Source organism: Methylocystis sp. WRRC1 (genome assembly GCF_020733155.1).
GTDB lineage: Bacteria > Pseudomonadota > Alphaproteobacteria > Rhizobiales > Beijerinckiaceae > Methylocystis.
On record NZ_JAJFZJ010000001.1, the window covers coordinates 2,070,531 to 2,096,130 of the forward strand.

Below are 25,600 nucleotides of genomic sequence, written 5' to 3' on the forward strand. Positions count from 1 at the left end.
CCATGGACCAGCCCTTCGGCCGCCGGAAGATGATCGCCGCCCTGATCCTGGCCATTGTGGCGATGCCGGTCTTTTTCCTCTCCGTCCGCGCCTTTTCCGCCTGGCGGGCGGGTTATTCCTGGGCCGAGATGGACTGGGACGGCAAGGGGCGCACAACCATCGTCGACTTCCTGAAGGCGGCCGAGATCGGCAAGCGGCCGATTCTGGTCAATGGCCAGCAATGCTTCGAATATTACCTCCATCGCGACCGGCTGGTGGTGAAGACCGTCTGCCCGCCGTAAACGCTTCGGCGTCGGGTTTCGGAACAGGATCAACTCCCCGCGCGTTGAATTTGCAGGAGCGCAAACGCGAGGGTTCAGATGAAGATCCAGGCGTCAAACCTCGGCAAGGCCGAGATCGAGCAGGCCCTGATTTCGCCGACCTCCGTCTTCGACCTCCCGTCCGAAGTGGTGGAGGCGACTACCCTCACCCAAGTCCAGAAAATCGAAATACTGAAGCGCTGGGAGCTCGACGCCCGCGCCCTGAGCCGCGCGACGGAGGAGAACATGCCCGGGGGCGAGCCGCCGCTGCTTGACGAGGTCAACGCCGCGCTCGCGGTCGTCGATCCGGAAGGCAAGTCACTGGAAGAATTCGATAAAGCCCCCACGAAACTTTGACGGGGCCTGCTCTTCGATCTGAACGCTTGCGTCAGCCCCGCGCTTCTCCCAAATATTAGATGAGACATTTGCGCCTGCGCCGCTTCGGGCGGGCGCCATCATGGGCTACTGGACAGACATGCGCGATCCTTATGACGTTCTAGGCGTATCCAAATCGGCGAGTCCCGCCGACATAAAAAAGGCCTATCGCCAGCTCGCTAAAAAGTATCACCCCGACCGCAACAAGGACGACGTCAAGGCGAAGGAGCGCTTCGCGGAGATCAACTCGGCCTATGAGATCGTCGGCGACGAGAAGAAAAAGGCCCAGTTCGACCGCGGCGAAATCGGCGCGGACGGGAAGCCGCGCGGCTTCGAGGGCTTCGGCGCGGGCGCCGGGCCGGGCGGATTCTCGCGCGGCTGGCGCGGCGGCGCAGGCCCCGGCGGGGAGCAGCATTTCGAATTCAATTTCGGCGGCGGCGGACCGGGCGCCGGCGGCGGCGGTTTCGATCCCGCCGACCTCTTCGCCGATCTCTTCGGCGGGCGCGGCCGGCGCGCGGCGCCGACACGCGGCGAGGACGTCGTGGCGACCGCCACCGTGCCGCTGGAGACCGTCGCCCATGGCGGCGCGGCGCGGGTCATCCTGCCGAGCGGCCGCACGCTGGAGGTGAAAATTCCCGCCGGCGTCGACGACGGCCAGCAGATCCGCCTGCGCGGCCAGGGCCAGCCCGGCGCGCGCGGCGGAGAGCCGGGCGACGCGCTTGTGACGGTGAAGGTCGCCGCGCACCCCTTCTTCAAGGTCGATGGCCGCGACCTGCGGCTGGAGCTGCCCGTCACTGTCTACGAGGCGGCGCTCGGCGCGCGGGTGCAGACGCCCACGCTCGACGGCAAGGTGGAGCTCGCCGTGCCCCCGGGCTCCAACGGCGGGCGCGTGCTCCGTCTGCGGGGCAAGGGGCTGCCGGCCTCGGAGGGCAAGATTGCGGGCGACCTCTATGTGTCGCTGAAGATCATGCTGCCCGAAACAACGGGCGCCGATTTCGAGGCGAAGATGCGGGAGCTGCGGGACGTCCATCCCTACGATCCGCGCCGGAAGATGGGCTGAGCCGGCGACGCTGTCGGCTGTCCGAGCTTGACCCGCGGCCCATTCCGCGCGACCTAGTGCGAAATTCGCAATGGAGCCGTGACGAGAGCCATGAACGACAGCGTTACGACCGACGCCCCCGAGACCCGCCTGCCCGACCCCGTTTCCGCCGAGCCCGCCGCGCGCAAGCGCACCTGCGCCGTGACCATCGGGACTGGCGCCGGAGCTGTCACCGTCGGCGGGGGCGCGCCCATCGTCGTGCAGTCCATGACCAACACCGACACGGCCGACGTCGAGTCGACCGTGGCGCAGGTGACGGCGCTGGCGCAGGCGGGCTCGGAGCTCGTCCGCATCACCGTCGACCGCGACGAGGCGGCGGCGGCCGTGCCGCACATTCGCGAGAAGCTGGACCGGAAGGGAATCAACGTCCCGCTCGTCGGCGACTTTCACTACATTGGCCACAAGCTTCTCGCCGATCATCCGGCCTGCGCCGAGGCGCTGGCCAAATATCGCATCAATCCCGGCAATGTCGGCTTCAAGGACAAGAAGGACAGGCAGTTCGGCGCGATCGTTGAGCTTGCGGCGAAGCACGACAAGGCCGTGCGCATCGGCGCCAACTGGGGCTCGCTCGACCAGGAGCTGCTGACGCATCTCATGGACATCAACGCCGCCTCCGACCGGCCGATCGACGCGCGTGCGGTGACGCGCGAGGCGCTGGCCCGTTCGGCGCTGATCTCCGCCGCCCGCGCCGAGGAGATCGGCCTGCCAAAGAACCGCATCGTGATCTCCGCCAAGGTCTCGGCCGTGCAGGACCTCATCGCCGTCTATCGCATGCTGGCGGCGCGCAGCGATTATGCGCTGCATCTGGGCCTGACCGAAGCCGGCATGGGCACAAAGGGCGTCGTCGCCTCGGCCTCCGCGCTCGGCGTGCTGTTGCAGGACGGAATCGGCGACACGATCCGCGTCTCGCTGACGCCCGAGCCCGGCGGCGATCGTTCGCTCGAGGTGCGCGTGGCGCAGGAAATCCTGCAGACGATGGGCTTCCGCACCTTCGTGCCGCTCGTCGCCGCCTGCCCGGGCTGCGGCCGCACCACATCGACCGTCTTCCAGGAGCTCGCCCGCGACATTCAGGAGCATATCCGCGAGCGCATGCCCATCTGGCGCGCGCAATATCCGGGCGTCGAGTCGCTCAATGTCGCGGTGATGGGCTGCATCGTGAACGGCCCCGGCGAGTCGAAACACGCCGACATCGGCATTTCGCTTCCCGGCACCGGCGAAACGCCGGCGGCGCCGGTGTTCATCGACGGCAAGAAGGCGATGACGCTGCGCGGCGAGGGCATCGCCGAGGAATTCACCCGCATCGTCGACGATTATGTCGTGCGCCGCTTCGGCGGCGTGAAGGAAGGCGAGGCGGCGGAGTAGTTTTCGTCCCTCCTCCGTGAAGGAGGCGGTGGGCGAGCGGCTGATCAGCTTCGCAAGAGAGCCGCCGCCGCGCGCAAATCACGCCACGCGGCGGGCTTGAGGCCCGCGCTTTTCAGCATCGCGTCGAGGCTCGAAAAAACAAATGCGCGCGCGGCGTGATCGGCGCAGTGGACATCGAAACATTTGCCGCGCAGCTTCGCGAGCGGCTCGCCCGTCTCCAGCATGATCCGCGCCGGCGTCTCGCCGAAGAGCAGCAGAACCTCGGGCCGCGCGAGCTCCACATGACGGCGCGCGAAAGGCGCGAAGACCCCCATCTCCTGCGGCGTCAGCGCCTTGTCGCCCGGCGGCCGCCAGGGCGAGACATAGGCGAGACGCGCGCTCCCGCGATCAAGGCCGATCGCCGCGAGCATATTGTCCAGAAGCTTCGCGCGCTCGCCGCTGAACGCCGCTCCGCCCGATTCCTCCGTCGCGCCCGGCGCGGCGTCGAAGACCATCAGCCGCGCGCCCGGCGCCCCCGCGCCGAACAGGAAATGCCGCGCCATGTCGCGAAACGGCGCATGGGGAAAATCCGCGAGGCGGGCGGCGAGATCGTCGAGATCGCGCGCGGCCGCCGCCGTCGTCTCGGCGGCGCGGGCGGCTTCATCGGGAGGGGCGATCAGCGTCTCGGGACGGGCGCGCCGCGGCGCGGGCGTCAACGGCGCCCGTGGCTCGCCGCGTTCGACGGCCCGGGAGGGCGGCGGCGGCTCGGAAACCGCTGTCGGCGCCCGCGCGCTGTCGGCGTAGCGGTCGTGCGGCGCGTCGTCGAGCGCGAAATCGGCGCCGCTCTCGACATACCAGTCGAGCAGCGCGAGGAGCGCTTCACGCGTTTCGGGCGGATGAGCGAGGGACATGCGCCAGCTTACCCCACCCTTCCCTCGAGGGGGAGGGTCGAACGCGTGCGCGACGACGATCCGTCAGCAGCACCGGAACGCGCGTTCTCCGCCCACGCCGAAACGCGCATTTTCCCGCGCGCGGAAAAACTCCTCGCGCGTCATGGCCGGCTGGCCGTCGTGGCGCGCGCGGACATGGGCGACATAGGCGTCATAGTCGCCCTGCCCCACCATCAGCCGCGCGCCGTCGCGCAGCTTTCCGGCGAGCCGCGCGAGATCAAGCCCGGGCAGGCTGCAACATTTCATCTTCCGTCTCCCGGGTGGTGACGACGTCGCAGGCGCGGGCGTGGCGAATGGCGGCGAGCGCGAAGCCGAGCATGGCGAGCACGAGCGCGATGTAGATCGCGCAGAGACTGGCGTCGATGTAGTCGTTGAAGATCACGCGCTGCATTTCGGAAAGCGTCTTCGCCGGCGCGAGCAGCTGCTCCTTGTCCGCCGCCGCGGCGAATTTCCTTGCGTGAGCGAGGAAGCCGATGCGCGGATCGTCGTGGAAGATTTTCTCCAGCCCCGCCGTCATGGTGCAGATGTAGAGCCATGTCGCCGGGACGATGGCGACGAAGGCGTAGCGTTCGCGCTTCATGCGGAACAGCACGACGACGCAGAGCGTCAGAGCGATGGCTGCGAGCATCTGATTGGCGATGCCGAAGAGCGGCCAGAGCGTGTTGATGCCGCCCAATGGATCGATGACGCCCTGATAAAGGAAATAGCCCCAGCCGGTGACGGCGACGCCTGTCGCGACGAGATTGGGCGTCCACGCCTGGGTGTGACGGAAGGACGGAATGAAAGTTCCGACGAGATCCTGAATCATGAAGCGCGCGACGCGCGTGCCGGCGTCGATCGTGGTGAGGATGAACAGCGCCTCGAACAGGATCGCGAAATGATACCAGAAGGACATGGCCGTCGAGCCGCCGACGACCTTGGAGAGAATATGCGCCATGCCGACGGCGAGCGTCGGCGCGCCGCCGGTGCGCGAGAGAATCGTTTTCTCGCCGACTTCCGCCGCAACGCCCGACAATGTTTCCGGCGAAACCGCAAAGCCCCATGAGGAGATCGCCGCAGCCGCGGCCTCTGGCGTCGCGCCGATGACGGCGGGCGCGCTGTTCATGGCGAAATAGACGCCGGGCTCCAGCACGCTCGCGGCGATCAGCGCCATAACGGCGACGAAGCTCTCCATCAGCATCGCGCCATAGCCGATGAAGCGCGTCTGCGTCTCGTCGGCGATCATCTTCGGCGTCGTGCCGGAAGAAACGAGCGCGTGAAAACCCGACACTGCGCCGCAGGCGATGGTGATGAAAAGGAAGGGGAAGACGCTGCCGGCGAATACGGGACCCGTGCCATCGATGAAGCGGCTCACAGGCGGCATCCGCAAATCGGGCCAGACGATGAAAATGCCGAGCGCGAGCGACATGATCGTGCCGATCTTGAGGAATGTCGACAGATAGTCGCGCGGCGCAAGCAGCAGCCATACCGGAAGAACGGAAGCGACGAATCCATAGCCGATGAGCATGAAGGCGAGCGTCTCGCCCCGATACGTAAACAGGGGCGCGAGCGTCGCGCTCTCCGCGACCGTGCGGCCAAAGGCGATGCTCAGGAGCAGCAGCGCGAAGCCGATGATCGACATTTCGCCGATGCGATGCGGACGGATGTAGCGGCCATAGACGCCCATGAAGACGGCGATGGGAAGCGTCGCGAAAACGGTGAAGGCGCCCCAGGGGCTGTCGGCGAGCGCCTTGACGACGACGAGCGCGAGCACCGCGAGCAGAATGATCATTATCGACAGAATGCCGATCATGGCGACGACGCCGGGAATCGGCCCCATCTCGGTCTTGATCAAATCGCCGAGCGAGCGCCCGTCTCGGCGCGTCGAAATGAAGAGAACGAGAAAGTCCTGCACCGCTCCCGCGAAGATGACGCCGGTCAGCAGCCACAGCGTTCCCGGAAGATAGCCCATCTGCGCCGCGAGCACGGGGCCGACGAGCGGGCCGGCGCCGGCGATGGCCGCGAAATGATGGCCGAACAGAACCCATTTGTCGGTCGGCACATAATCGAGACCGTCGTTGCGCCGATGCGCGGGCGTGCGCCGCGCGGGGTCGAGCCCGAGCACCGTGTCGGCGATGAAACGCGAATAGAAACGATAGCCGATGGCGTAGACGCCGATCGCCGCCGTGACGAGCCACATGGCGTTGACGGGTTCGCCGCGCACGGTGGCGAGCGTGTAGAGCGCGTAAAGCGCCAGCGCAAAGACAGCCGCCCAGGCGGCGAGCGAAACGGGTGAGTGGCGGCGGACGGAATCAAGGCGCGTCATGCATAGGCCCCGGCGATCGTGCAAAATCGCCGAAAATCCAGCAAAGACGCGATCTTCGCGGGCGGCGACGGCTTGGCGAGCTGTCACATTAAGAGAGCGCTGCTTTTGCTTCAACTGCGACGAGAGCCAAAAAAGATGCGGCGCGCCCCGCGAAGGAGGCGCGCCGTTTCCGAAATGCAAGGTTGCTTTTCAATCAGGCCGCCATTGCTCTCTCGCCGTCCCGTGTATTCAAGAATCAACCGGAGACGAGAGCCATCAGGCGCCGACCGCCATACTACTGGGCTTCGCTGCCCGAATGGCCGTCGCTGCCTTCATCGACGGGGGCGTTGTATTCGTTGTTTCCGTCGCCATTATCCCAGTAGTGATCGTCGGCGAAAGCCGGGGCGCCGGGGGCGGCGAAGGCGGCGAGAAACAGGGACAGCAGCAGAAATTTTTTCATGGGCGTTACTCCGGTTGCATTGATTACTGAGAGAGGCGCAGCTTGCCGAGGCCGATTCCGATCGAGGAGAAGGCCGCGTTGAGCTGATTGGCGTTTTCGACCGCGAAATAGTGATCGACATTCGTCGCACAGCTTTTCAGCAATTCGAGGCCCTGCGCGTCGATCGGGTCCGTCGAGGTCGAGAAGCCGATGGTGAAGACTTCGACGCCGGCGTTCTTGGCGTTCGTGCAGGCTTGCAGCGTAAGTTCATCCTGGGCGTCGCGAGCCGTCGCGAGATAGCTCGAACTCGAGTTCCTCGCCGCCTTCAGCGCGTTCTGGTAATCGACGCGATCGCCGGCGGAACCATCGGGCAGTCTCGGATTTCTTTGGCCGTTGTATGTGTAATAGCCGAGCGCCTCGTAGTCAGAGCCGACGACGGTGTTGGGATAGGCGCTCCAGTTGTTGAAGCCGTCGGTCATGAACACCATGACCTTGCGGTTGTTGGACGTGGCGTAGGGACGGCCCGCGGCGAAAGGTCCATTCGGCGAGATGGTGCGCCATCCCCACATGAAGCCCTCATGCAGATTGGTGTTGCCGTTCGCCACCAGCTGGTCGATCTTGTTCTTGATCGTCGTCTGCGACGTGGTCAGTTGCAGCAGTTTCTGGGTCGTGTGGTCGGGGCAGAAGGCGTTCGGCCCAAAGAAGCTCGTCGGACCATAATTGCCGCTCTTCGTCGCAGTCGGCTTGTATTTGCAGACATGCGTCAGCTTGCTCCAGTCGCCGCTGGCGGTGTCGGAGCAGGTGTAGGTCGTCGTCGAACCGTAATAGGTTTTGGTCGTGACGCCGCCATTGTCGTCGATATAATTATTGTTGTCGTAGCCGCTCGGCTCGTCCGGCGCGAGATAGGGCACGAATTGCGTCTCCGGATCGCTCGACGACACGACGATGTCCTGCACATTTTTCGGATAGGCGGGCGCCTCGAAGCAGCCGCGCCAATCCATGGCGCTGTTGCGTTGCTTGAGCTTGTTGAAAATGTCGAAACGGTTGTTGAAGCCCTGCGCGGCCGCGGCGGCCTTGGCCGTCGACGGCGTCAGGCTGCCATTGCCGAAGACGAGCCAGTGCTGCGAATTGTCGCCCTCTGTGTCGATCCAGGGCAGCGTGCGATTGGCCGCGACCGTCGGATCGACCGCGACGACCGCGCCGGCGAAAGGCGTGACCGAGAATTGCACGCGGTCGGGCGCCTTGGCGAACATCGTATCGACGAAGCTCTTGGCGGCGGTCTTCAATGCGGAAATTTTCGTCACGCTGCCGTCGCTCGACAACATCGAGCCCGAATTGTCGACGACGAGCGCGACTTCATATGTCGCGTTCGGATTGGCACCCCAGGCGAGATCGGCGCAGGACGTCACGCTCGGCGTCAGCGACGTTACGCGCGCCATCTGCATGAAGGAATTCTGGATCGTGACCTCCGAGGTCGCGCAGAACGTCTGCTTCGTGGTCGCGATGGAGGCGGTCGTGATACTCGCCGTCGACATGCGGGGTTGCGCGTTTAGAATGACCTGCGCCTGGGCCTTCGCCTGCGCGTCGGTCGTGGTCGCGGTCAGCTTCGAGGCGACTGTCAGCACCGCCACGTCGGTGGCTTGCCGCAAGGCCGACCGCGTCGTGGCGTAACGCGTGTAATCCGCCGTGGCGCCGAGCATGAACATGACGGGGACGAGGCCGAGGCCGAAAACCATGCCGACATTGCCGGACTCGTCGGCGCCAAATGATTTCTTCTGCTGCGGCTTTTGCGAATGCGCGTCGGTAATCATCCTAACCCCCAACAGTCCATTCCTGAAATGGCGTGTTCCTCATGAACGCGCTCAAAGTTCATGGAGGGAGTTAAAGGCGAAAGCGGAGCAATTGGAATCGACGACTGTCGACAGCGTATGCGGCCTGTGTACGAATTGCGCGCGATTCGACGAATATTTTAAGAGTTCTTTTAGAAGCGTGGCCGGCGGCGCTTCGTTAACAATTCATTGAATGGATCGATAAGCGCCTTGAATCGCTGCGCTTCTGACAAATCCACATAATCGTGCGCGAACACTGTCGAGCGCCAATTTCCAGCTAACTATTCATAAACCGTATGAGTTGCGCGGTCGCGTCCTCGGCAGGTCGAACGGCGCCGCGAGCGTGTCGCGGCGCCGTTTTTCGTCACTCGGCGGCTTCTGCAGTCGCCGGCTCGTAATTAAGGATCGGCGCCAACCAGCGCTCCACTTCCGAAACGGCCATGCCCTTGCGCCGCGCGTAATCCTCGACCTGATCGCGCTCGACCTTGGCGACGCCGAAATAATGCGCCTTAGGATTCGCGAGATAGAGCCCGCTGACCGACGCCGCCGGGGTCATGGCGAAACTCTCGGTGAGCTTCACGCCCGTGCGCTTCTCGACGTCGAGCAGCCGGAACAGCGTCTCCTTTTCCGTATGATCGGGTTGCGCCGGATAGCCCGGCGCGGGACGAATGCCGGCGTAAGGCTCGTTGATGAGTTCATTCGGCGCCAAGGCTTCCTCTTTCGCATAGCCCCAGAACTCGCGCCGCACGCGCTCGTGCATGCGCTCGGCGAAAGCCTCCGCGATGCGGTCCGCGAGCGCCTTCACCATGATCGAACCATAGTCGTCATTGGCGCGGGCGTAGCGTGCGGAAATCTTCTCCTCCTCCGCGCCGGCGGTGACGACGAAGGCGCCGACATAATCGCCCTTGCCGCTCTCCTTCGGCGCGACGAAATCGGCAAGCGCGATATTCGCCTTGCCGTCGCGCTTGCCGAGCTGCTGGCGCAGCGTGAAGAAAGTCGCGATTTCCTCGTTGCGGGACTCGCCGTTGTAAAGCGCAATGTCGTCGCCGACGGCGTTCGCCGGCCAGAAGCCGATGACCGCTTTCGGCGTGAACCAGCGCTCGTCGACGATGCGCTTCAGCATCGCCTGCGCGTCGTCATAAAGCTGGCGCGCCGCTTCGCCGCGCTCGGGATCGTCGAGCAGCGCAGGATAGCGGCCCTTGAACTCCCATGTCTGGAAGAAGGGCGTCCAGTCGATATAGGGAACGAGCTCCCCAACGTCATAGCTCGCGAATGCGCGCGCGCCGAAGAAGCTCGGCTTCGCCGGCTCGAAAGCGGACCAATCGATCCTGTAGTGATTGGCCCGCGCCTGCGCGAGCGTGACGCGTTGCTTCTCGGCCTGCGCGCGCGCATGCGCTTCCGCGACGCGCTCATATTCCGCGCGCGTCTCGGCGATATAGTCGCCGCGCGTCTTTTCGGAGACGAGCGCCTGCGCCACGCCGACCGCGCGGCTCGCGTCGGTGACATAAACAGCCTGCCCGCGACGATAATTCGGGTTGATCTTCACCGCGGTGTGCACGCGGCTCGTCGTCGCCCCGCCGATGAGCAGCGGCATATCGAGCCCCTCGCGCTCGAGCTCGGCGGCGACGAAGCACATCTCGTCGAGCGAGGGCGTGATGAGGCCCGAGAGGCCGATGAGGTCGACCTTCTCCTTCTTCGCGGTTTCGAGAATCTTCGCCGCCGGCGTCATGACGCCGAGGTCGATCACCTCGAAATTGTTGCAGCCGAGAACGACCCCGACGATGTTCTTGCCGATGTCGTGAACGTCGCCCTTCACCGTGGCGAGCAGGATCTTGCCGGCGGTGGAGCGCTCGCTCTTGTCGGCCTCCATGAACGGCATGAGATAGGCCACGGCCTGCTTCATCACGCGAGCGGACTTCACGACCTGCGGCAGGAACATCTTGCCCTGTCCGAAGAGGTCGCCGACGACATTCATGCCGTCCATCAGCGGACCTTCGATCACGTCGAGCGGACGCGACGAGCGCTGACGCGCCTCTTCCACATCCGCCTCGATATAATCCGTGACGCCATTCACCAGCGCGTATTCGAGACGCTTCTCGACGCTGTGCTCGCGCCACGCGGCGTCCTTCTCCTGGGTTTTCGCGCCGCCGCCCTTGAATTTCTCCGCAGCCTCGACGAGTCGCTCGGTCGCGTCCTTGCGGCGGTTCAGCACCACGTCTTCGCAAAGTTCGCGCAGCTCGGGATCGATCTCCGCATAAACCGCGAGCTGGCCGGCGTTGACGATGCCCATGTCCATGCCCGCCTGAATGGCGTGGTAGAGAAACACGGAGTGCATCGCCTCGCGCACGGGCTCGTTGCCGCGGAAGGAGAAGGAGAGGTTCGATACGCCGCCCGAGACATGGGCGTAGGGCAGTTCGCGCTTGATGACGCGCGCGGCCTCGATGAAATCGACGCCGTAATTCTCATGCTCCTCGATGCCCGTCGCCACCGCGAAAATGTTCGGGTCGAAGATGATGTCCTGCGGCGGGAAGCCGACCTGTTCAGTGAGTATCTTGTAGGCGCGCGCGCAGATCTCCGTCTTGCGGGCGAGCGTATCGGCCTGGCCTGTTTCATCGAAGGCCATGACGACGACAGCGGCGCCGTAGCGGCGGACCTTCTGGGCCTCTTGAATGAACTTCTCCTCGCCTTCCTTCAGCGAGATAGAGTTGACGACGCCCTTGCCCTGCAGGCATTTCAGGCCCGCCTCGATCACCTCGAACTTGGACGAGTCGACCATCACCGGCACGCGGGCGATGTCGGGCTCGGCGGCGAGCAGATTGAGGAAATCGATCATCGCCTGCTGCGAATCGAGCAGGCCCTCGTCCATGTTGACGTCGATGACCTGCGCGCCATTGGCGACCTGATCGCGCGCGACGTCGAGCGCCGCCGTGTAATCGCCATTGGTGATGAGCTTGCGGAACTTGGCCGAGCCCGTAACGTTCGTGCGTTCGCCGACATTGACGAAGGGAATGTCCTTCGTCAGCGCGAAGGGCTCGAGGCCGGAGAGGCGCAGCATCGGCTCGATCTTCGGCACGACGCGCGGCTTCATGCCCTTTACCTTCTGCGCGATGGCGCCGATGTGATCGGGCGTCGTGCCGCAGCAGCCGCCGAGAATATTGACGAGCCCGGCCGAGGCGAATTCGCCGACGAGCTCCGCCATATATTCGGGGCTCTCGTCATAGAGCCCGAATTCATTCGGCAGGCCGGCGTTCGGGAAGGCGCAGACGCGCGTATCGGCGATTCGGCCGATCTCCGCAATATGCTGACGCATCTCGCGGGCGCCGAGCGCGCAGTTGAAGCCAATCGAAAACGGCTTGGCGTGGGCGAGCGAATTCCAGAAGGCGATCGAGGTCTGGCCCGACAGCGTGCGGCCCGAGAGATCGGTGATCGTGCCGGAGATCATGATGGGAAAGCGCGTGCCGACTTCGTCGAAGGCGTCTTCGAGCGCATAGATCGCCGCCTTGGCGTTCAGCGTGTCGAAGATCGTCTCGACGAGCATGATGTCGGCGCCGCCGTCGATGAGACCGAGCGCGGCTTCCTTATAGGCGGCGCGCAGCTCGTCGAAAGTGACGGCGCGGAAGCCGGGATTCGACACGTCCGGCGAAATGGAGGCGGTGCGGTTCGTCGGACCCATCGATCCGGCGACGAAGCGGCGCACGCCGGTCTTCGCCGCGACTTCATCGGCCGCCGCGCGCGCGAGCCTTGCGCCTTCGCGATTGAGCTCGAAGGCGAGATGCTCGAGGCCATAGTCGGCCTGCGCGATCGTCGTCGAGGAGAAGGTGTTGGTCTCGATGATGTCGGCGCCGGCCTCGAGATACTGGATATGGATCGCCTTGATCGCCTCGGGCTGCGTGAGGATCAGGAGATCATTGTTGCCGCGCAGATCCTTCGGGTGATCCCTGAAGCGCTCGCCGCGGAAATCGCTTTCCTCGAATTTGTGGCGCTGGATCATCGTGCCCATGGCGCCGTCGAGGATGAGGATGCGGCTCGACGCCGCTTCTTCGAGCGCCTTGAGAATCCTGGGTCCGTAAGCTTTGTCGAAGGTCATGCGTCTACTTTCTCGCGAACGGGACGAACGCCGAGCAGATGGCAAATGGCGAAAACGAGATCTGCGCGGTTGTTGGTGTAAAAGTGGAATTCATTGACGCCGGCGCGGGCGAGGCCCATCACCTGCTCGACCGCGGTGGTCGCCGCGACGAGCGCGCGTGTTTCTGGATCCTCGTCGAGACCCTCGAAACGCTCGGCGACCCAACGCGGCACGCTCGCGCCGGCCTTTTGCGCAAAGCCGGCAACCTGCCGGAAATTGCGGATCGGCATGATGCCGGGGACGATGGGAATCGTGATTCCCCGCGCGCGCGCCCTGTCGAGAAACCTGAAGTAGATGTCGTTGTCGAAGAAGAATTGCGTGATGGCGCGCGTCGCCCCCGCGTCGATCTTCGACTCCAGCGCGTCGAGATCCTGCTCGATAGAGGCGCTTTCTGGATGACCTTCGGGATAGGTCGAAACTGAAATCTCGAAATCATGCAGGCGGCGAATACCGCGCACGAGATCGGAAGACGAGGCGTAGCCATTGGGGTTCGCCTCGAATTTCGTGCCGACGCCCGTCGGCGGATCGCCGCGCAGGGCGACGATGTGACGGACGCCCGCGTCCCAATAGCCGCGCAGGATTTCATCCGTCTCTTCCTTCGAGGAGGAGACGCAGGTCAGATGCGCGGCGGGCTTCATCTGCGTCTCGCGGGCGATGCGCGTGACGATGTGATGGGTGCGCTCGCGCGTCGAGCCGCCGGCGCCATAGGTGACGGAGACGAAATGCGGATTGAGCGCGGCGAGCCGCTTCACGGTCTCCCAGAGCTGCGCCTCCATCTCCGGCGTCTTCGGCGGGAAGAATTCATAGGAGATGTTGAAGCGACCCCGGGTCGCGGTGGGATGGAGCGCGTTGAACATCAGGCGGTCTCGTAGGAAGAAGCAGGAACGGGATCGGTAATGACGCGCGGGTCGCGCGCGAGCCAGAGAGACACGGTGAGCTTGGCGCCCTCCTTCGCGTCCGGCGCGAGCTCGCGGTGGAGAATCGTCTCCAGCCCCGCCTGGCGAAGAAGCCCGACGATCTCGCTCTCCGAAAAGCCGAGGCGGCGATGGGCGTGCTTGTCGCGCAGCGCTTCCTCGTTGTGAGGCGCGAAGTCGACGACGAGCAGTCGGCCGCCGGGCGCGAGCACGCGCGCCGCCTCGCGCAGCGCGCGCGCGGGATCGTCGAGATAATGCAGCACCTGATGCATGATCGCGAGATCGACCGAATTGCGCTCGATGGGCAGCGCATAGATGTCGCCCTGGCGCAGCTGAACATTGCGCAGGCCGGTTTCCTCGAGCCGCCCGCGCGCGACGGCGAGCATGGCCGAGGAGAGATCGACGCCGATGGCGCGCTCGGCGAGCGGGGCAAAAAGCTCGAGCATGCGGCCCGCCCCGGCGCCGAGATCGACGACGCAGCGGACGGGCCTGTCGCCGACGGCGTCCCGCATCGCCTCCTCGACCAGCGCCTCCGGCACATGCAGGGAGCGGATGTCGTCCCATTCGGCGGCGTGGGCGGCGAAATATCGGGCCGCGTTTTCAGCGCGGGCGTGGCGCACCTCGGCGAGACGCGCCTGATCCTCGGAAAGGATCGAATCATGCTGGTCGAGCCAGGCGACGATGTCGCGGGCGAGCGCGCCGGCTCCGCCGGCCGGGGAGAGCCGGAAAAACGCCCAGGCCCCCTCGCGACGGCGCTCGACGAGGCCGGCCTCGACAAGGAGCTTGAGATGGCGCGACACGCGCGGCTGCGACTGGCCGAGGATCGTGACGACTTCGCTGACAGTGAGCTCCGACTGCGCAAGAAGCGCGAGCAGGCGCAGTCGCGTCTCTTCGCCGGCGGCGTTGAGCGCCGCAATCGCCGGCTCCAGCCTTAAGGTGGTGTTGGGGCCGATCATTCAATCCTCACATGAGACATAAAGATATCTATATGCGTTGATCAATACTCGCGCAAGCGACAAAATTCGTGCTCACGAATTGGGCGCGCCTGCTTCAACTTGTCACTTGACCAGAATCGAAAGCGGGTTCATCCTTTTGTTATATCGCACCTGCCTCCCCCGGTTGGAGACCGAAGGCAGGGCCGCTCGGGCGGGACCTCGATGCGGACGCGATATCAGGAACCGCCGTTGGACTCCCCTGTCACCGGCGAGGCCGAAGCAACGATGTTGCGAGAGGAGCATGACGCCACCGGGTCAGATCGTTTGACCGGCGTTTGGTTCCGGTCAAGTCGGAAAGCCAGGCTCAGCGCTGCCTGACAAATTCCGAACCGCTCAAATATTCTCTCCATGACTGAGGACAGCCCGCCACGAAGGCCAAGTAGCGGGCGACCCATGTGAAGCTGGAAAAATCCCAGATACGTTTCCCTAGAGGAAGCAAATCGGCCCCGTGCGCCTCAGGCGACGGGGCCTTCACTTTTTTCACGCCACTTTGGCCGGAGCGTTCTACGTTTTGCTGGACGCAGCACCGGGCCGGGTGAATCTTTTTGGCGTTCGTCCGGTTCGATAGTTTTTGCAAATCGAACGTTATTACGCGGGATGCCTTCCACGCTGCATTTTCCGGCTGTTTGGCATCCGGCGCCTCATCCTGATCACAGATGGCTTGATCGGGCCGAAGTCGGTCGAATATGGCGGGCGGCGTCATGCTGGACTCGATCATGGTCTGATCGATCAACGCCGGGCATAGCGGATAGCGGCATGGCTAGTTGACTCGGCAGAGAGTCGCATTCCATGATACGTGTCGCCGACACTTAATATTCGCGGCGCATGCGGCAAAATCTCAAAAATTCCAGAAACTTTTACAGCAATAATGGGAATACGGAAATGTCGGTCCAGCTGAATAGCCGTTCTGTGAAAATTTTTGGGGCGATTGCGGCGGCGTGCATCGCCGCTTTCGACAGCAGCAGCGCATTGGAATCGGGAGCAGAATCCGCTCGCCACGGCGCGACCCGCACGCCAATCGAACATCTTATCGTCGTTGTCGGCGAGAATCGGGGCTTCGACAATGTGTTCGGCGCCTATGTCCCACCCGATCCGACGCAGACAGTCTGGAACCTGTTGTCCCTGGGGATCGTTGACAGAGCCGGTTTGCCGGGGCCCAATGCGGCGCTCGCGCGACAGCAGCAAGCGACAGACACGAGCTTTTTTCAGCTGGCTCCGCCGCGGACGGGCGCGCCGTCGTCCTTGCCGCAACCCAGCACCACGCTCAACGCGTTGCCGGCCTCGCCTTGTTTACTGTCGCAGCTCTACACGAAGCTCGGCAAAAATCCCTCGGGTGTGCTGTTTTGCACTGACACCGGCCTGTTGCCGCTCGACCAGATCCTGCTTTCGAAAGGAGGAACCGGTCAGCTGTTCTATGATCCGACGTTGAACGCCTATCCGGTTCCGGATTGCCGTTATCCGACCCATCTGCCGAACGCCCCCTATTCACTCGTGGGGGCTTCGACGTTGAATCATTGCCCGTCGCCTCCCTTCATCAAACCGGTGATCACGCCTACCCAGTTCAGCGACAACACCGGCGATCCCGTGCACCGCTTCTTCCAGATGTGGCAGCAAAACGATTGTCGCAGTTCCGCGATCTCGAGAAAAAATCCCAGCGGATGCTTGGGTGATCTCTATGTCTGGGTCGCGACGAGCGTTGGATGGCAAATCACTCGGGACGGAAAACCGCCGACCAACGCCCAGGCCACATTCCAGGGCTCCGTTCCAATGGGCTTTTACAACATGGCGGCCGGCGACTACCCCTATTTCCGGTCGCTCGCCGACAAATACGCGATCAACGACAACTACCATCAGTTCATCATGGGCGGGACGGGAGCGAATTCGCAGTCCATCCTGACCGCCGACGTCTACTATTTCACGGACAGCAAAGGGAATCCGGGGAAGCCTCCAGCGGAGCTGATCGAGAATCCGAACCCCCGGCCCGGCAGCAATAATTTCTATACGCACGCCGCTCCCGGCGCCGTCGACCCGGGCAACACCAGCACCGGCGGGCTCGTCAATTGCTCCGATATGACGCAACCGGGCGTGAAGGCGATCCGGCAATATCTGAGGTCGCTGCCATACCGGGCGTTCAATGACGGCAACTGCGCGCCCGGCCGCTATTACCAGGTGGATAATGAATATCCGAGCTACAACCGCCTCGGCGGCCCGAACACCCTCGGCAATGAATTTCCCGCCGGCCCCGCCTTTGCGATCGGTCCACAGACGATTCCAACGATCGGCGACGCCCTCGCCGCAAAAGGGGTCTCATGGAAATATTACGGCGGCGGCTTCAATCGGGCTGCCGATCCGCCGCTCGCGAACTCGCTCTATTGCGCAATCTGCAACGGCTTCCAGTATTCGCGCTCGATCATGACCGGTCCGCTGAAGAACAACCTCAAGGACTTCAACTCGTTCCTCAGCGACGTGCGCGGCGGCGCCCTGCCTGCGGTCTCATTCGTCAAACCCGACTTGCTCCTCGACAGTCATCCGGGCACTTCCACGCCGCCGCTTTTCGAGGCGTTCGTGAAACGCGTCGTCGACGCTGTCCAAAAAAATCAGTCGATCTGGCGGAACACCGCGATACTGATCACCTTCGACGAAGCGGGAGGCTACTATGACTCGGGTTATATCCAGCCGATCGACTTTTTTGGCGACGGGCCGCGCACGGTGATGATCGCGATTTCCCCCTATGCGAAAACCGGCAAGGTCGACCATACTTATTCCGATCACGCATCGATCGTTAAGTTCATCGAGCGCAACTGGAATCTGAAACCGCTGTCGTCACGCAGCCGCGACAATCTGCCGAATCCGATAGCGCTCCCTTCGGCGCCCTATTTTCCCACCAACAAGCCGGCGATCGGCGATTTGATGAACATGTTCGACTTCCCCCACGCGTCCGAGCATTAAACTTTCTAATGGACCCGCAGGGGCTGGCCGGTTTTGTTCCGAATTGAAGAGGGTTGCCGCAAGACGGATCATGGCGCGAGAGCCATGCTCCGCCTCGCGTCGCATGGGGATGCTTTTGAATCCCTAAACTGTGGTTGTGAAGTTCCCGGCGGGCGGCGCCATGGAATTTCCGCGTCGCTCCGAGGCGGCCTGCTTTCGCAGGGCGCCAGGGATCCAAGACCCTGCTTACGCATTCGTGGATATTGGCGGCAGTCGCGCGGCTGTCGAAGATCAGCGCGCCCAAAGCCAGGCCGCTTGGATGAGCGGTGAAACGCCGGCGGCGCGAAAAAGGCCGGGCGCGCGAAACGCCCGGCCCGAGGGCGCGGCTTAGACCGACGCCTTTTCTTCCTCATTGGCCACGACCTGCAGGAAGGTCTCGGCCGCCTCGCGACGCTCGAAGACATGCGGCTGCAGGCCGCGCTTGGCCATCGCCTCTTTCATCTTCATTCGGGCGAAGGCGCTCGTCGCATAACGGGTGGTCGTCAGATAATAGTGCTGGCTCAGATATTCGATCATCTCGGCGTAATCGTCGTAAAGCGCCTCGTTGATCCGCGCGCCGTCGTGGTTGACGACCGAATTGACGCGCTTGCCCACCTTCTGACAGGCGGCGATGAGCGCGTTGCGCATTTCGTCGATGTCCTTCTTCGTGCGCGCGTTCCAGCCCTCGAGATTGAGGAAGAGAATATTGCGCGCGGCGTCGTAGGTGATGCGCTGATCGAGATTGAGATTGATCAGGTCGTTCAGGAGGCCCATCGGCTCGTCGATGAAGATGCGCCTGTCCATCGGCTGCGGGTCGTTGATGATCGGCTTGAAGTCCATGAACGGCAGGATGTGCTTGTCGATGTCGATGCCCGGCGCGACCTCGATCAGTTCGAGACCCTTGTCCTTGAGCTGGAACACGCAACGCTCGGTCACGTAATAGACCGGCTGCTTGCGCTTCTGGGCGAACTTGCCGGAGAAGGTGATCTGCTCGACGAAGTTCAGGAACTTCTTGTTGCGGCCTTCCTGCGCAATGTTGACCTTGCCGTCTGCGATCTCGACGCGCAGGCCGCCATTGGTGAAAGTGCCGGCGAAGACGACGAGGCGCGCGTTCTGGCTGATGTTGATGAAGCCGCCGCAGCCATTGAGGCGGCCGCCGAATTTCGAGGTGTTGACGTTGCCCTGCACGTCGGCCTCGGCCATGCCGAGGCAGGTCATGTCGAGGCCGCCGCCGTCGTAGAAGTCGAACTGCTGGTTCTGCTGGATGATGCAGTCGGCGTTGGTCGCGGCGCCGAAGCTGGAGCCCGAGGCGAGAACGCCGCCGATGGCGCCGGCTTCCGTCGTCAGCGTGATGTAGGGCGTGACCTTTTCCTCATTGGCGACGGCCGAGATGCCCTCCGGCGCGCCGACGCCGAGGTTCACCACGCCGTTCGGCGGCAGCTCGAAGGCGGCGCGGCGCGCGATGACCTTGCGCTCGTCGAGCGGCATCTTGGCGAGCTTCTCGACGGGGACGCGGATTTCGCCCGCGAGCGCCGGATTGTAGATCACGCCATAGTTCATGCGGTGCATTTCCGGCGGATCGGCGACGACGACGGCCGACACCAGAACGCCCGGAACATGCACGTCCTTGGGCTTGATCGAGCCCTGTTCGACGATGCGCTCGACCTGGGCGATGACGATGCCGCCATTGTTGTGGGCGGCCATGGCCTGGGCGAGATTGTCGAGGACGAGCGCCTCCTTCTCCATGCTGATATTGCCGGAAGGATCGGCCGAGGTGCCGCGGATGAAGGCGACGTCGATCTTGGTGGCGATGTAGAACAGCCACTCCTCGCCCTGGATGTTATGGTATTTGACCATATCCTCCTTGGTGCGCTCGTTCACCTTGCCGCCGCCGAAGCGCGGGTCGACATAGGTATAGAGGCCGACCTTAGAGAACAGGCCCGGCTGGCCCGAGGCGCAGGCGCGGTAGAGCTGCGAGATGACGCCCTGCGGCAGGTTGTAGCCGCAGATCTTTTCTTCCTGGGCCGCCTGGGCGACCTTGGGCATGCGTCCGAAATTGGCGGCGATGACCCGGCGCAGAAGGCCCTCGTGATGGAAGCGGCCGGTGCCGAGGCCCTTGGAGTCGCCGGCGCCGGCGGTCATGATGAGGGTCAGGTCGCGGGGATGCTGGGTCTCGACGTAGCGCTTCTCCAGCGCGGCGTGCAGGGCCTCCGGGATACAGCTCTGGACGAAGCCCGTGGTGGTCACGACGTCGTTGTCGCGAATGAGCGCAATCGCCTCGTCGGCGCTGATGACCTTGTTGTTCGCCATGTCCTTAGGATTCCCTCGTCGCTCCACTCTCTTTTGCGGGCGCCCGTCGCGTCGCCGCCCCGGTGGATGCTGTGCTCAAATGACGGGCGCAAGCGTAGAGACCGCGTTCCGCTTTCGCAATAGCGGCGATCCGCCGCATGCGAAATCTAGTCGCCGCGATAGACGCATCCCTCGAAGCAGCTGTCGCGGAACAGCCCCACTTCGTAAAGGCCCGGGAGCGACGGCGCGAGATCGCGCCAGATATAGACGCAAAGGTTCTCGAGCGTCGGTTTGCCGAGCCCTTCAAGATCATTGAGGAAGGAGTGATCGAGCCTTTCGCGCAGCTCCGCGAGGCGTCGGCCGAGCTTGCCGAGGTCCATCACCCATTCCTCGCCAGCGTTCCGCTCGCCGCGCAACGTCACGCGCAGCCGGAAGGAGTGACCGTGCAGATTGCGGTACTTGCCGCCCTCCGGGGCCTCCGGATCGTAAAGCGCGTGCGCCGCCTCGAAATAAAGCTCGCGATAAACCTCGAAACTCGCCACGTCGATTAATCCTTTCCCGCCGCCCGCGGACGCCGCGGCCGTCGGACCCCTCGCATAAGCTCGGCGTCGCTTCGCTCCTAAACCAACGCCATGGATTTCGGTCAACCGGGGCTTCTACCTCACCCCGATCATCTTGTGCGTCTGCAGCGACAGGCGCCAGCGCGGATGCGCCAGGCAATAGTCGACCGCCGCCTTCGTATTGCGCACAATTTCCGGCCCGTCCATGGGCTGCAGCAGAAAATGCCGAAAGTCGAGCCGCTCGAATGTCGCAGGATCGACGCCGGGCTGCGGATAGACGAGCTTCAGCTCGCTCCCGCTGGTCTGGACGATCGGCGCGCCCGCCTTGGGCGAGACGCAGATCCAGTCGATCCCCGGCGCGGCCGCAATCGTGCCATTGCTTTCGATCGCGATCTCGAAGCCCTCGTTGTGGAGAGCGTCGACCAGCGCGGGGTCGACCTGCAGCATCGGCTCGCCGCCGGTCAGCACGATGAAGCGGTCCTCGTCGTCCGCTCCCCAAATCGCCACGAGGTGGTCGGCGAGTTCTCGCGCGCCGGCGAATTTGCCCCCGCCTTCCCCGTCGACCCCGGTAAACTCAGTGTCGCAGAAATTGCAGGCGGCCTCGGCGCGATCCTCCTCGCGCCCGCTCCAGAGGTTGCAGCCGGCGAAGCGGCAGAAGACGGCGACGCGGCCGGCGTTGACGCCCTCGCCCTGCACCGTCCTGAAAGCTTCCTTGACGAAATAAGCCATTTGCCCGCCGCTCTAGCGCTTCGGCGGGCCCCGAGTCCAGCGCGACGAGCGGAATCTCAGCCCTTTTTCGGAAGCTCCTCGTCCTTCCCGTCCGGCTCGGCCGGCTGGGGCCGCGGGTCGAGGCTGCGGATATAGGTGACGATGTCGTCGATCTCCTTGCGCGAGAGATGCATGTCGGGCATCGGCGGATGCGGGTCGATGAGGAAGTTCGCGAGCTGCTTCCGGTCGACGCGCCGCCGGGCGATGTCGAAGAAGGAAGGCGCGTCGGCGTTGGCGGCGGTCTGGTCCTTCACGACGACATGACAGCTGGAGCACCAGCGCTTCGATATGACAGCGCCGCGATTTGCGTCGCCCGCCAGGGCCGGCGACGCGGCCGCGCCGAGAATCGCGCTGGTGAAAAAGACGACGGTCAGCGCGTGGTTAAAGAAAGCCATTCCTCATTCCTTGTCCGGGGCCGCGGATGCGACGTCGATTCGACCTCCCGCGCGCCGGCCGATGAAAGCATAAGTCGGGCTTCAAGAGAATCTCGGCGAAGCCCGTGTGGGCGCGTTACGCGGACGCAGCATGAAATGAATTGGTAAACACGATAGTTTCAATTTTCGGATCGATGCATTTTCGCAACACTCATTGTGCCTTCCTTGCAACACCAGAAAACATTGAGAGCAGGCTGATCGAATCCGCCCTGAAAGCCCCTTTTCAGCCATAAAAGCTGCGCTAAGGTCATCTGGTCACTTGCTCATCCAAGACGCGGAGACAATCGCCGGCAGCGTTCCCGCTCCGGGGAAGAGAAACCGTTTCTCCGCTGCGCGCGAGGATGGTGGTCGAGTTTCGGCATTCGGTTCGGGCGTGGGCGCCGGTTCACGGCGGTTTTGGGTTGAGAAAGTCGGATCGGTTATGGTCGGGTCTGCGAAAAGAAACGTTTTTTCCGCCGCATCGCAAAAACTGAAGCGCGCCGCGCTCCCGGCCGGCCTCTTCGCCGCAAGTCTCGGCATGCTTGTGACCGCCTTCGTCGATCCGGCTCCGGCCCTCGACGCCCCGGCTGCGCGCTCGGCGCCCGAGAGGACGCCGCTGCCCATGTTCAAGGACCCGCGCGCGGCCCTGCGCGCCGGCATAGAGAGCTATCACGCCGGCGACCCGGCGACCTCGGTCACGGCCCTGAGCTACGCCGCCGACGGCGGCGAGCCGCTCGCGCAATGGAAGCTCGGCCGCATGTACGCCGAAGGCGACGGCGTGACGCGCGACGACGCCAAGGCCTACGACTATTTCTCGAAGATCATCGAGCATTTCGCCGATGACGAGCCGGATCCGCGCGAACGCTCCATGGCGGCGAACGCTTTCGTGGCCGTCGGGCTGTATCTGCGCGACGGCGTCTCGGCCGCGAAGATCGAGCCCGATCTCGACCGCGCCTTCGAGCTCTTCCGCTATGCGGCGACCTATTTCCGCAACGCGGACGCGCAATATCAGCTGGCCCGCATGTATCTCGACGGCGTCGGGGTAAAGAAGGACCTGCGCCAGAGCGTGAACTGGATGGAGCTCGCCGCCCGCAAGGGACATCCGCAGGCCCAGGCGATCCTCGGACGAATGATCTTCAACGGGGAAGCCGGCGGCGCGGCCCAGCGGCCGCGCGGCCTGATGTATCTGACGCTGGCGCGCGACGCCGTTTCCGGCTCGGCCAGCGAGCAGTGGATCGTGGACCTCCACGCCAAGGCGCTGGACACGGCGAGCGAGGCCGACCGCAAGACGGCGGTCGCAATGCTCGAAGATTATCTGCGCGAGCGCAACTGAGCCGCGCCTGCGCCTTCTTCGAACTGGCCGGCGTTATTGCCGGCCAGCCGATCCCCTGAATTTCACCGGGATTTTCAGGCGCCGCACGCCGTCGGCGCTGGCGGGCGGGAAGTTTCCGGCGCGAATATTGACCTGTACTGACGGCAGCAACAGCCGGGGCGCCGCGAGTTCGCGGTCGCGCGCCTTGCGCGAGGCGACGAATTCCTCTTCGCTCACGCCGTCCCTGATCTGCACATTTTTCGCGCGCTCCTCGGCGACGGTCGTCTCCCAGAGATAGACGTCGCGACCGGGCGCCTTGTAGTCGTGACACATGAAGAGCCTCGTCTGCGGCGGCAACGCCAGCAGGCGGCGGATCGAATGATAGAGCGCGCGGGCGTCGCCGCCGGGGAAATCGGCCCGCGCGGTCCCGTAATCGGGCATGAACAGCGTGTCGCCGACGAAGACCGCGTCGCCGATCTTGTAGGATATGTCGGCGGGCGTATGGCCGGGGGTGAACAGGACCTCGACCTCCAGTTCGCCAAGCGGGAATTTCTCGCCATCGGCGAATAGCCGGTCGAAATCGGCGCCATCCGGCTTCAGATCATCCGCCTCGAAGATGGGCCGGAAAATCTTCTGCACCTCGGTGATGTTCTCGCCAATGCCGATTTTCGCGCCCGTCGCCGCCTTCACGACCGGAGCGGCCGAGAGATGGTCGGCGTGGGCGTGCGTCTCCAGAACCCATTCGACCGTCAGGCCCTGATCGCGCGCGGCGGCGAGGATGGCGTCGATGGAGCGCGAATCGGCGACGCCGCCGCCCGCCTCATAATCGAGCACAGGGTCGATGATCGCCGCCTTTTTCGTTGCGGGGTCGGAGACGAGATAGGTGATGGTGAAGGTGGGCTCGTCGAAAAAGGCCTGGATATTCGCCGCCTGAGCCATGTTCTGGCCTCCCGTCTGCAGATTGCTCTTGCCCTATATATAAGACTTATCTAAATAAGCAATATCTAATGTATTAACGCCGGAGATCGACATGACATTGGCTTCGCCCGAACTTCTTCAACTGGGCGCGGCCGTGCTCTCTGGCGTCTTCGTCGGTTTTTCCCTCGGCCTTGTCGGGGGCGGCGGCTCGGTCCTCGCCGTGCCATTGCTCGTCTATTTCGTCGGCGTCGGCGATCCGCATGTCGCCATCGGCACGAGCGCCGTGGCCGTCGCCGCGAACGCGCTGGCGAGCCTCGGCAATCACGCCCGCGCCGGCACGATCAAATGGCGCTGCGCCTCCGTCTTCGCGCTCTTCGGCGTCGCCGGCGCCTTCGGCGGCTCGACGCTCGGCAAGATGCTGGATGGCCAGAAGCTTCTTGCGCTCTTCGGCCTGCTGATGCTCGTGGTGGGCGCGGTGATGTTCCGGCGTCGCGGCGGGGAGGGTTTTCACGCCGTGCGGCTGAACCGCGACAACTTCCCCCGCCTCGCGGCGCTTGGCCTCGTCATCGGCGGGCTTTCCGGCTTTTTCGGCATCGGCGGCGGGTTTCTCGTCGTGCCCGGCCTGATGCTCGCCTCCGACATGCCGATTCTCTACGCCATCGGATCGTCGCTCGTCTCGGTCACGGCCTTCGGCGTCACCACCGCGGGCAATTACGCGCTCTCGGGCCTCGTCGACTGGCCGCTCGCGGGCGGCATTCTCGGCGGCGGGGTGATCGGCGGCATGATCGGCGCGGCGACCGGGCGGCGCCTCTCGACGCAGCGCGGCGCCCTGGCGGCGGTCTTCGCGATGATCATCGTCGCGGTGGCGATCTATGTGCTCTGGCGCAGCGCCGCGGCGCTCGGCCTTCTCGAACTCGCGAAGGACTGGCTCTCTACGCCGTCAGCTCCGCGCTGATCGCGACATGGTCCGAGGGCTTCTCGCCCGCGCGCATGGACTTGTGGATCTCGACGCCCGCGAGCCGGTCGGCGGCGCGGGGCGAGAGCAGCAGATGGTCGATGCGCAGCCCGCGGTTCTTCTGCCAGGCGCCCGCCTGATAGTCCCAGAAAGTGTAAAGGCCCGGCTCGTCCGTGACGGCGCGCAGCGCGTCCGTATAGCCCAGATTGATTACCCGCTGCAGCGCCGCCCGGCTCTGCGGCATGAACAGCGCATCCCCGATCCAGGCCGCCGGATCGTGAACGTCGCGGGCTTCGGGGATGACATTGTAGTCGCCGGCGAGAATCGTGACTTCCTCGAGCCGCAACAGATCCGCGGCGTGGCGGGTCAGCGCCTCCATGAAGGCGAGCTTGTAGGTGTATTTCGGCGTGTCGGGCGGATTGCCGTTCGGCGCATAGATCGACGCGACGCGCAGGACGCCGCCGGCGCCGTCTGAAATCACCGCCTCTACATAGCGGGACTGCGCCTCGCCGTCGAAGCCCGGCAGGCCGATGGTCGTTTCCTCGATCGGGCGGTTAGAGAGAATCGCGACGCCGTTGAACGTCTTCTGGCCGTGGACGACGACATTATATCCCGCGTCCTCGATCTCGGACCGCGGAAAGGCGTGGTCCTCGCATTTCAGCTCCTGCAGGCAGAGAATATCCGGCGCGGTTTCCTTCAGGAAAGCGAGCAGCGGCGAAAGCCGCTGCCGGACCGAGTTCACATTCCAGGTGGCGACGCGCAATTCT

At 64.1% G+C, this 25,600-nt stretch carries 22 protein-coding genes; 7 read left to right on the plus strand and 15 right to left on the minus strand.

The features are described from left to right. Nucleotides 1-2 precede the first annotated feature (2 nt). The 4 genes from LG047_RS10025 to ispG all read left to right on the plus strand — a co-directional run bounded on the left by LG047_RS10025 (nt 3) and on the right by ispG (nt 3,135). Nucleotides 3-281 (plus strand): hypothetical protein, encoded by a 279-nt coding sequence (locus LG047_RS10025; RefSeq protein WP_227966510.1) that lies wholly within the window; start codon nt 3-5, stop codon nt 279-281. Nucleotides 282-359: 78 nt separating this feature from the next. Next, the gene (locus tag LG047_RS10030) at nt 360-656 is read left to right on the plus strand and encodes a hypothetical protein (protein WP_227966511.1); all 297 of its coding nucleotides are present in this window, start codon (nt 360-362) and stop codon (nt 654-656) included. 118 nt (nt 657-774) lie between these two features. Continuing rightward, on the plus strand, nt 775-1,734 hold the full coding sequence (locus LG047_RS10035) for a DnaJ C-terminal domain-containing protein (RefSeq protein ID WP_227968474.1): 960 nt from the start codon (nt 775-777) through the stop codon (nt 1,732-1,734). A gap of 90 nt (nt 1,735-1,824) precedes the next feature. Next, nucleotides 1,825-3,135, plus strand: coding sequence for a flavodoxin-dependent (E)-4-hydroxy-3-methylbut-2-enyl-diphosphate synthase (ispG, locus tag LG047_RS10040; protein ID WP_227966512.1), 1,311 nt, complete (start codon nt 1,825-1,827; stop codon nt 3,133-3,135). Nucleotides 3,136-3,179: 44 nt separating this feature from the next. Here the strand turns inward: ispG and LG047_RS10045 are convergent, their stop codons facing one another. From LG047_RS10045 to LG047_RS10085, 9 genes are all read right to left on the minus strand, one after another. Beyond that, a complete protein-coding gene (locus LG047_RS10045; RefSeq protein WP_227966513.1) occupies nt 3,180-4,025 on the minus strand; it encodes a uracil-DNA glycosylase in 846 nt (281 codons plus the stop codon). A 63-nt stretch (nt 4,026-4,088) separates the two neighbouring features. Next, a complete protein-coding gene (locus LG047_RS10050; protein ID WP_227966514.1) occupies nt 4,089-4,310 on the minus strand; it encodes a YbdD/YjiX family protein in 222 nt (73 codons plus the stop codon). Next, complete coding sequence (locus LG047_RS10055; protein ID WP_036288423.1) at nt 4,282-6,369, minus strand: carbon starvation CstA family protein; 2,088 nt, start codon at nt 6,367-6,369, stop codon at nt 4,282-4,284. Before LG047_RS10055 ends, LG047_RS10050 begins: the two co-directional genes overlap by 29 nt. 274 nt (nt 6,370-6,643) lie before the next feature. Beyond that, nucleotides 6,644-6,808 (minus strand): hypothetical protein, encoded by a 165-nt coding sequence (locus LG047_RS10060; RefSeq protein ID WP_227966515.1) that lies wholly within the window; start codon nt 6,806-6,808, stop codon nt 6,644-6,646. A gap of 23 nt (nt 6,809-6,831) precedes the next feature. After that, complete coding sequence (locus LG047_RS10065; RefSeq protein ID WP_227966516.1) at nt 6,832-8,598, minus strand: pilus assembly protein; 1,767 nt, start codon at nt 8,596-8,598, stop codon at nt 6,832-6,834. Between the two features lie 382 nt (nt 8,599-8,980). After that, nucleotides 8,981-12,703 (minus strand): methionine synthase, encoded by a 3,723-nt coding sequence (gene metH, locus LG047_RS10070; protein ID WP_227966517.1) that lies wholly within the window; start codon nt 12,701-12,703, stop codon nt 8,981-8,983. Beyond that, entirely contained in the window at nt 12,700-13,599 is a 900-nt protein-coding gene (metF, locus tag LG047_RS10075) for a methylenetetrahydrofolate reductase [NAD(P)H] (protein WP_227966518.1), read from the minus strand. Before metF ends, metH begins: the two co-directional genes overlap by 4 nt. Continuing rightward, nucleotides 13,599-14,612 carry a metalloregulator ArsR/SmtB family transcription factor gene (locus LG047_RS10080; RefSeq protein ID WP_227966519.1) on the minus strand — a complete coding sequence of 338 codons (1,014 nt, stop codon included), beginning with the start codon at nt 14,610-14,612 and terminating at the stop codon, nt 13,599-13,601. Before LG047_RS10080 ends, metF begins: the two co-directional genes overlap by 1 nt. A 343-nt stretch (nt 14,613-14,955) precedes the next feature. Next, complete coding sequence (locus LG047_RS10085; RefSeq protein ID WP_227966520.1) at nt 14,956-15,369, minus strand: hypothetical protein; 414 nt, start codon at nt 15,367-15,369, stop codon at nt 14,956-14,958. A gap of 164 nt (nt 15,370-15,533) precedes the next feature. On the opposite strand from LG047_RS10085, the gene LG047_RS10090 reads away from it, so the two are divergent. Then, complete coding sequence (locus LG047_RS10090) at nt 15,534-17,600, plus strand: alkaline phosphatase family protein (RefSeq protein WP_227966521.1); 2,067 nt, start codon at nt 15,534-15,536, stop codon at nt 17,598-17,600. A 366-nt stretch (nt 17,601-17,966) separates the two neighbouring features. On the opposite strand, the gene LG047_RS10095 is transcribed toward LG047_RS10090, so the two are convergent. The 4 genes from LG047_RS10095 to LG047_RS10110 form a co-directional block, all read right to left on the minus strand. Continuing rightward, nucleotides 17,967-19,928 (minus strand): acyl CoA:acetate/3-ketoacid CoA transferase, encoded by a 1,962-nt coding sequence (locus LG047_RS10095; RefSeq protein ID WP_227966522.1) that lies wholly within the window; start codon nt 19,926-19,928, stop codon nt 17,967-17,969. Between the two features lie 146 nt (nt 19,929-20,074). Further along, nucleotides 20,075-20,449, minus strand: coding sequence for a 6-carboxytetrahydropterin synthase (locus tag LG047_RS10100; protein ID WP_036284375.1), 375 nt, complete (start codon nt 20,447-20,449; stop codon nt 20,075-20,077). 114 nt (nt 20,450-20,563) lie between these two features. Further along, nucleotides 20,564-21,196: a 7-carboxy-7-deazaguanine synthase gene (gene queE, locus LG047_RS10105; RefSeq protein WP_227966523.1), complete on the minus strand. Its 633-nt coding sequence runs from the start codon at nt 21,194-21,196 to the stop codon at nt 20,564-20,566. A gap of 56 nt (nt 21,197-21,252) precedes the next feature. After that, nucleotides 21,253-21,630: a cytochrome c gene (locus LG047_RS10110; RefSeq protein WP_227966524.1), complete on the minus strand. Its 378-nt coding sequence runs from the start codon at nt 21,628-21,630 to the stop codon at nt 21,253-21,255. A 460-nt stretch (nt 21,631-22,090) separates the two neighbouring features. Between LG047_RS10110 and LG047_RS10115 the strand changes: the two genes are divergently transcribed. After that, nucleotides 22,091-22,981: a tetratricopeptide repeat protein gene (locus tag LG047_RS10115; protein ID WP_227966525.1), complete on the plus strand. Its 891-nt coding sequence runs from the start codon at nt 22,091-22,093 to the stop codon at nt 22,979-22,981. Between the two features lie 33 nt (nt 22,982-23,014). Here the strand turns inward: LG047_RS10115 and LG047_RS10120 are convergent, their stop codons facing one another. Beyond that, nucleotides 23,015-23,899: an MBL fold metallo-hydrolase gene (locus LG047_RS10120; protein ID WP_227966526.1), complete on the minus strand. Its 885-nt coding sequence runs from the start codon at nt 23,897-23,899 to the stop codon at nt 23,015-23,017. Between the two features lie 91 nt (nt 23,900-23,990). Here LG047_RS10120 and LG047_RS10125 point away from each other — a divergent pair, with 91 nt between their 5' ends. Continuing rightward, nucleotides 23,991-24,833, plus strand: coding sequence for a sulfite exporter TauE/SafE family protein (locus LG047_RS10125; protein ID WP_051134265.1), 843 nt, complete (start codon nt 23,991-23,993; stop codon nt 24,831-24,833). Here LG047_RS10125 and xth read toward each other — a convergent pair. Beyond that, nucleotides 24,811-25,596 (minus strand): exodeoxyribonuclease III, encoded by a 786-nt coding sequence (gene xth / locus LG047_RS10130; RefSeq protein ID WP_036288438.1) that lies wholly within the window; start codon nt 25,594-25,596, stop codon nt 24,811-24,813. The two genes, LG047_RS10125 and xth, sit on opposite strands and share 23 nt — an antisense overlap. Nucleotides 25,597-25,600 lie beyond the last annotated feature (4 nt).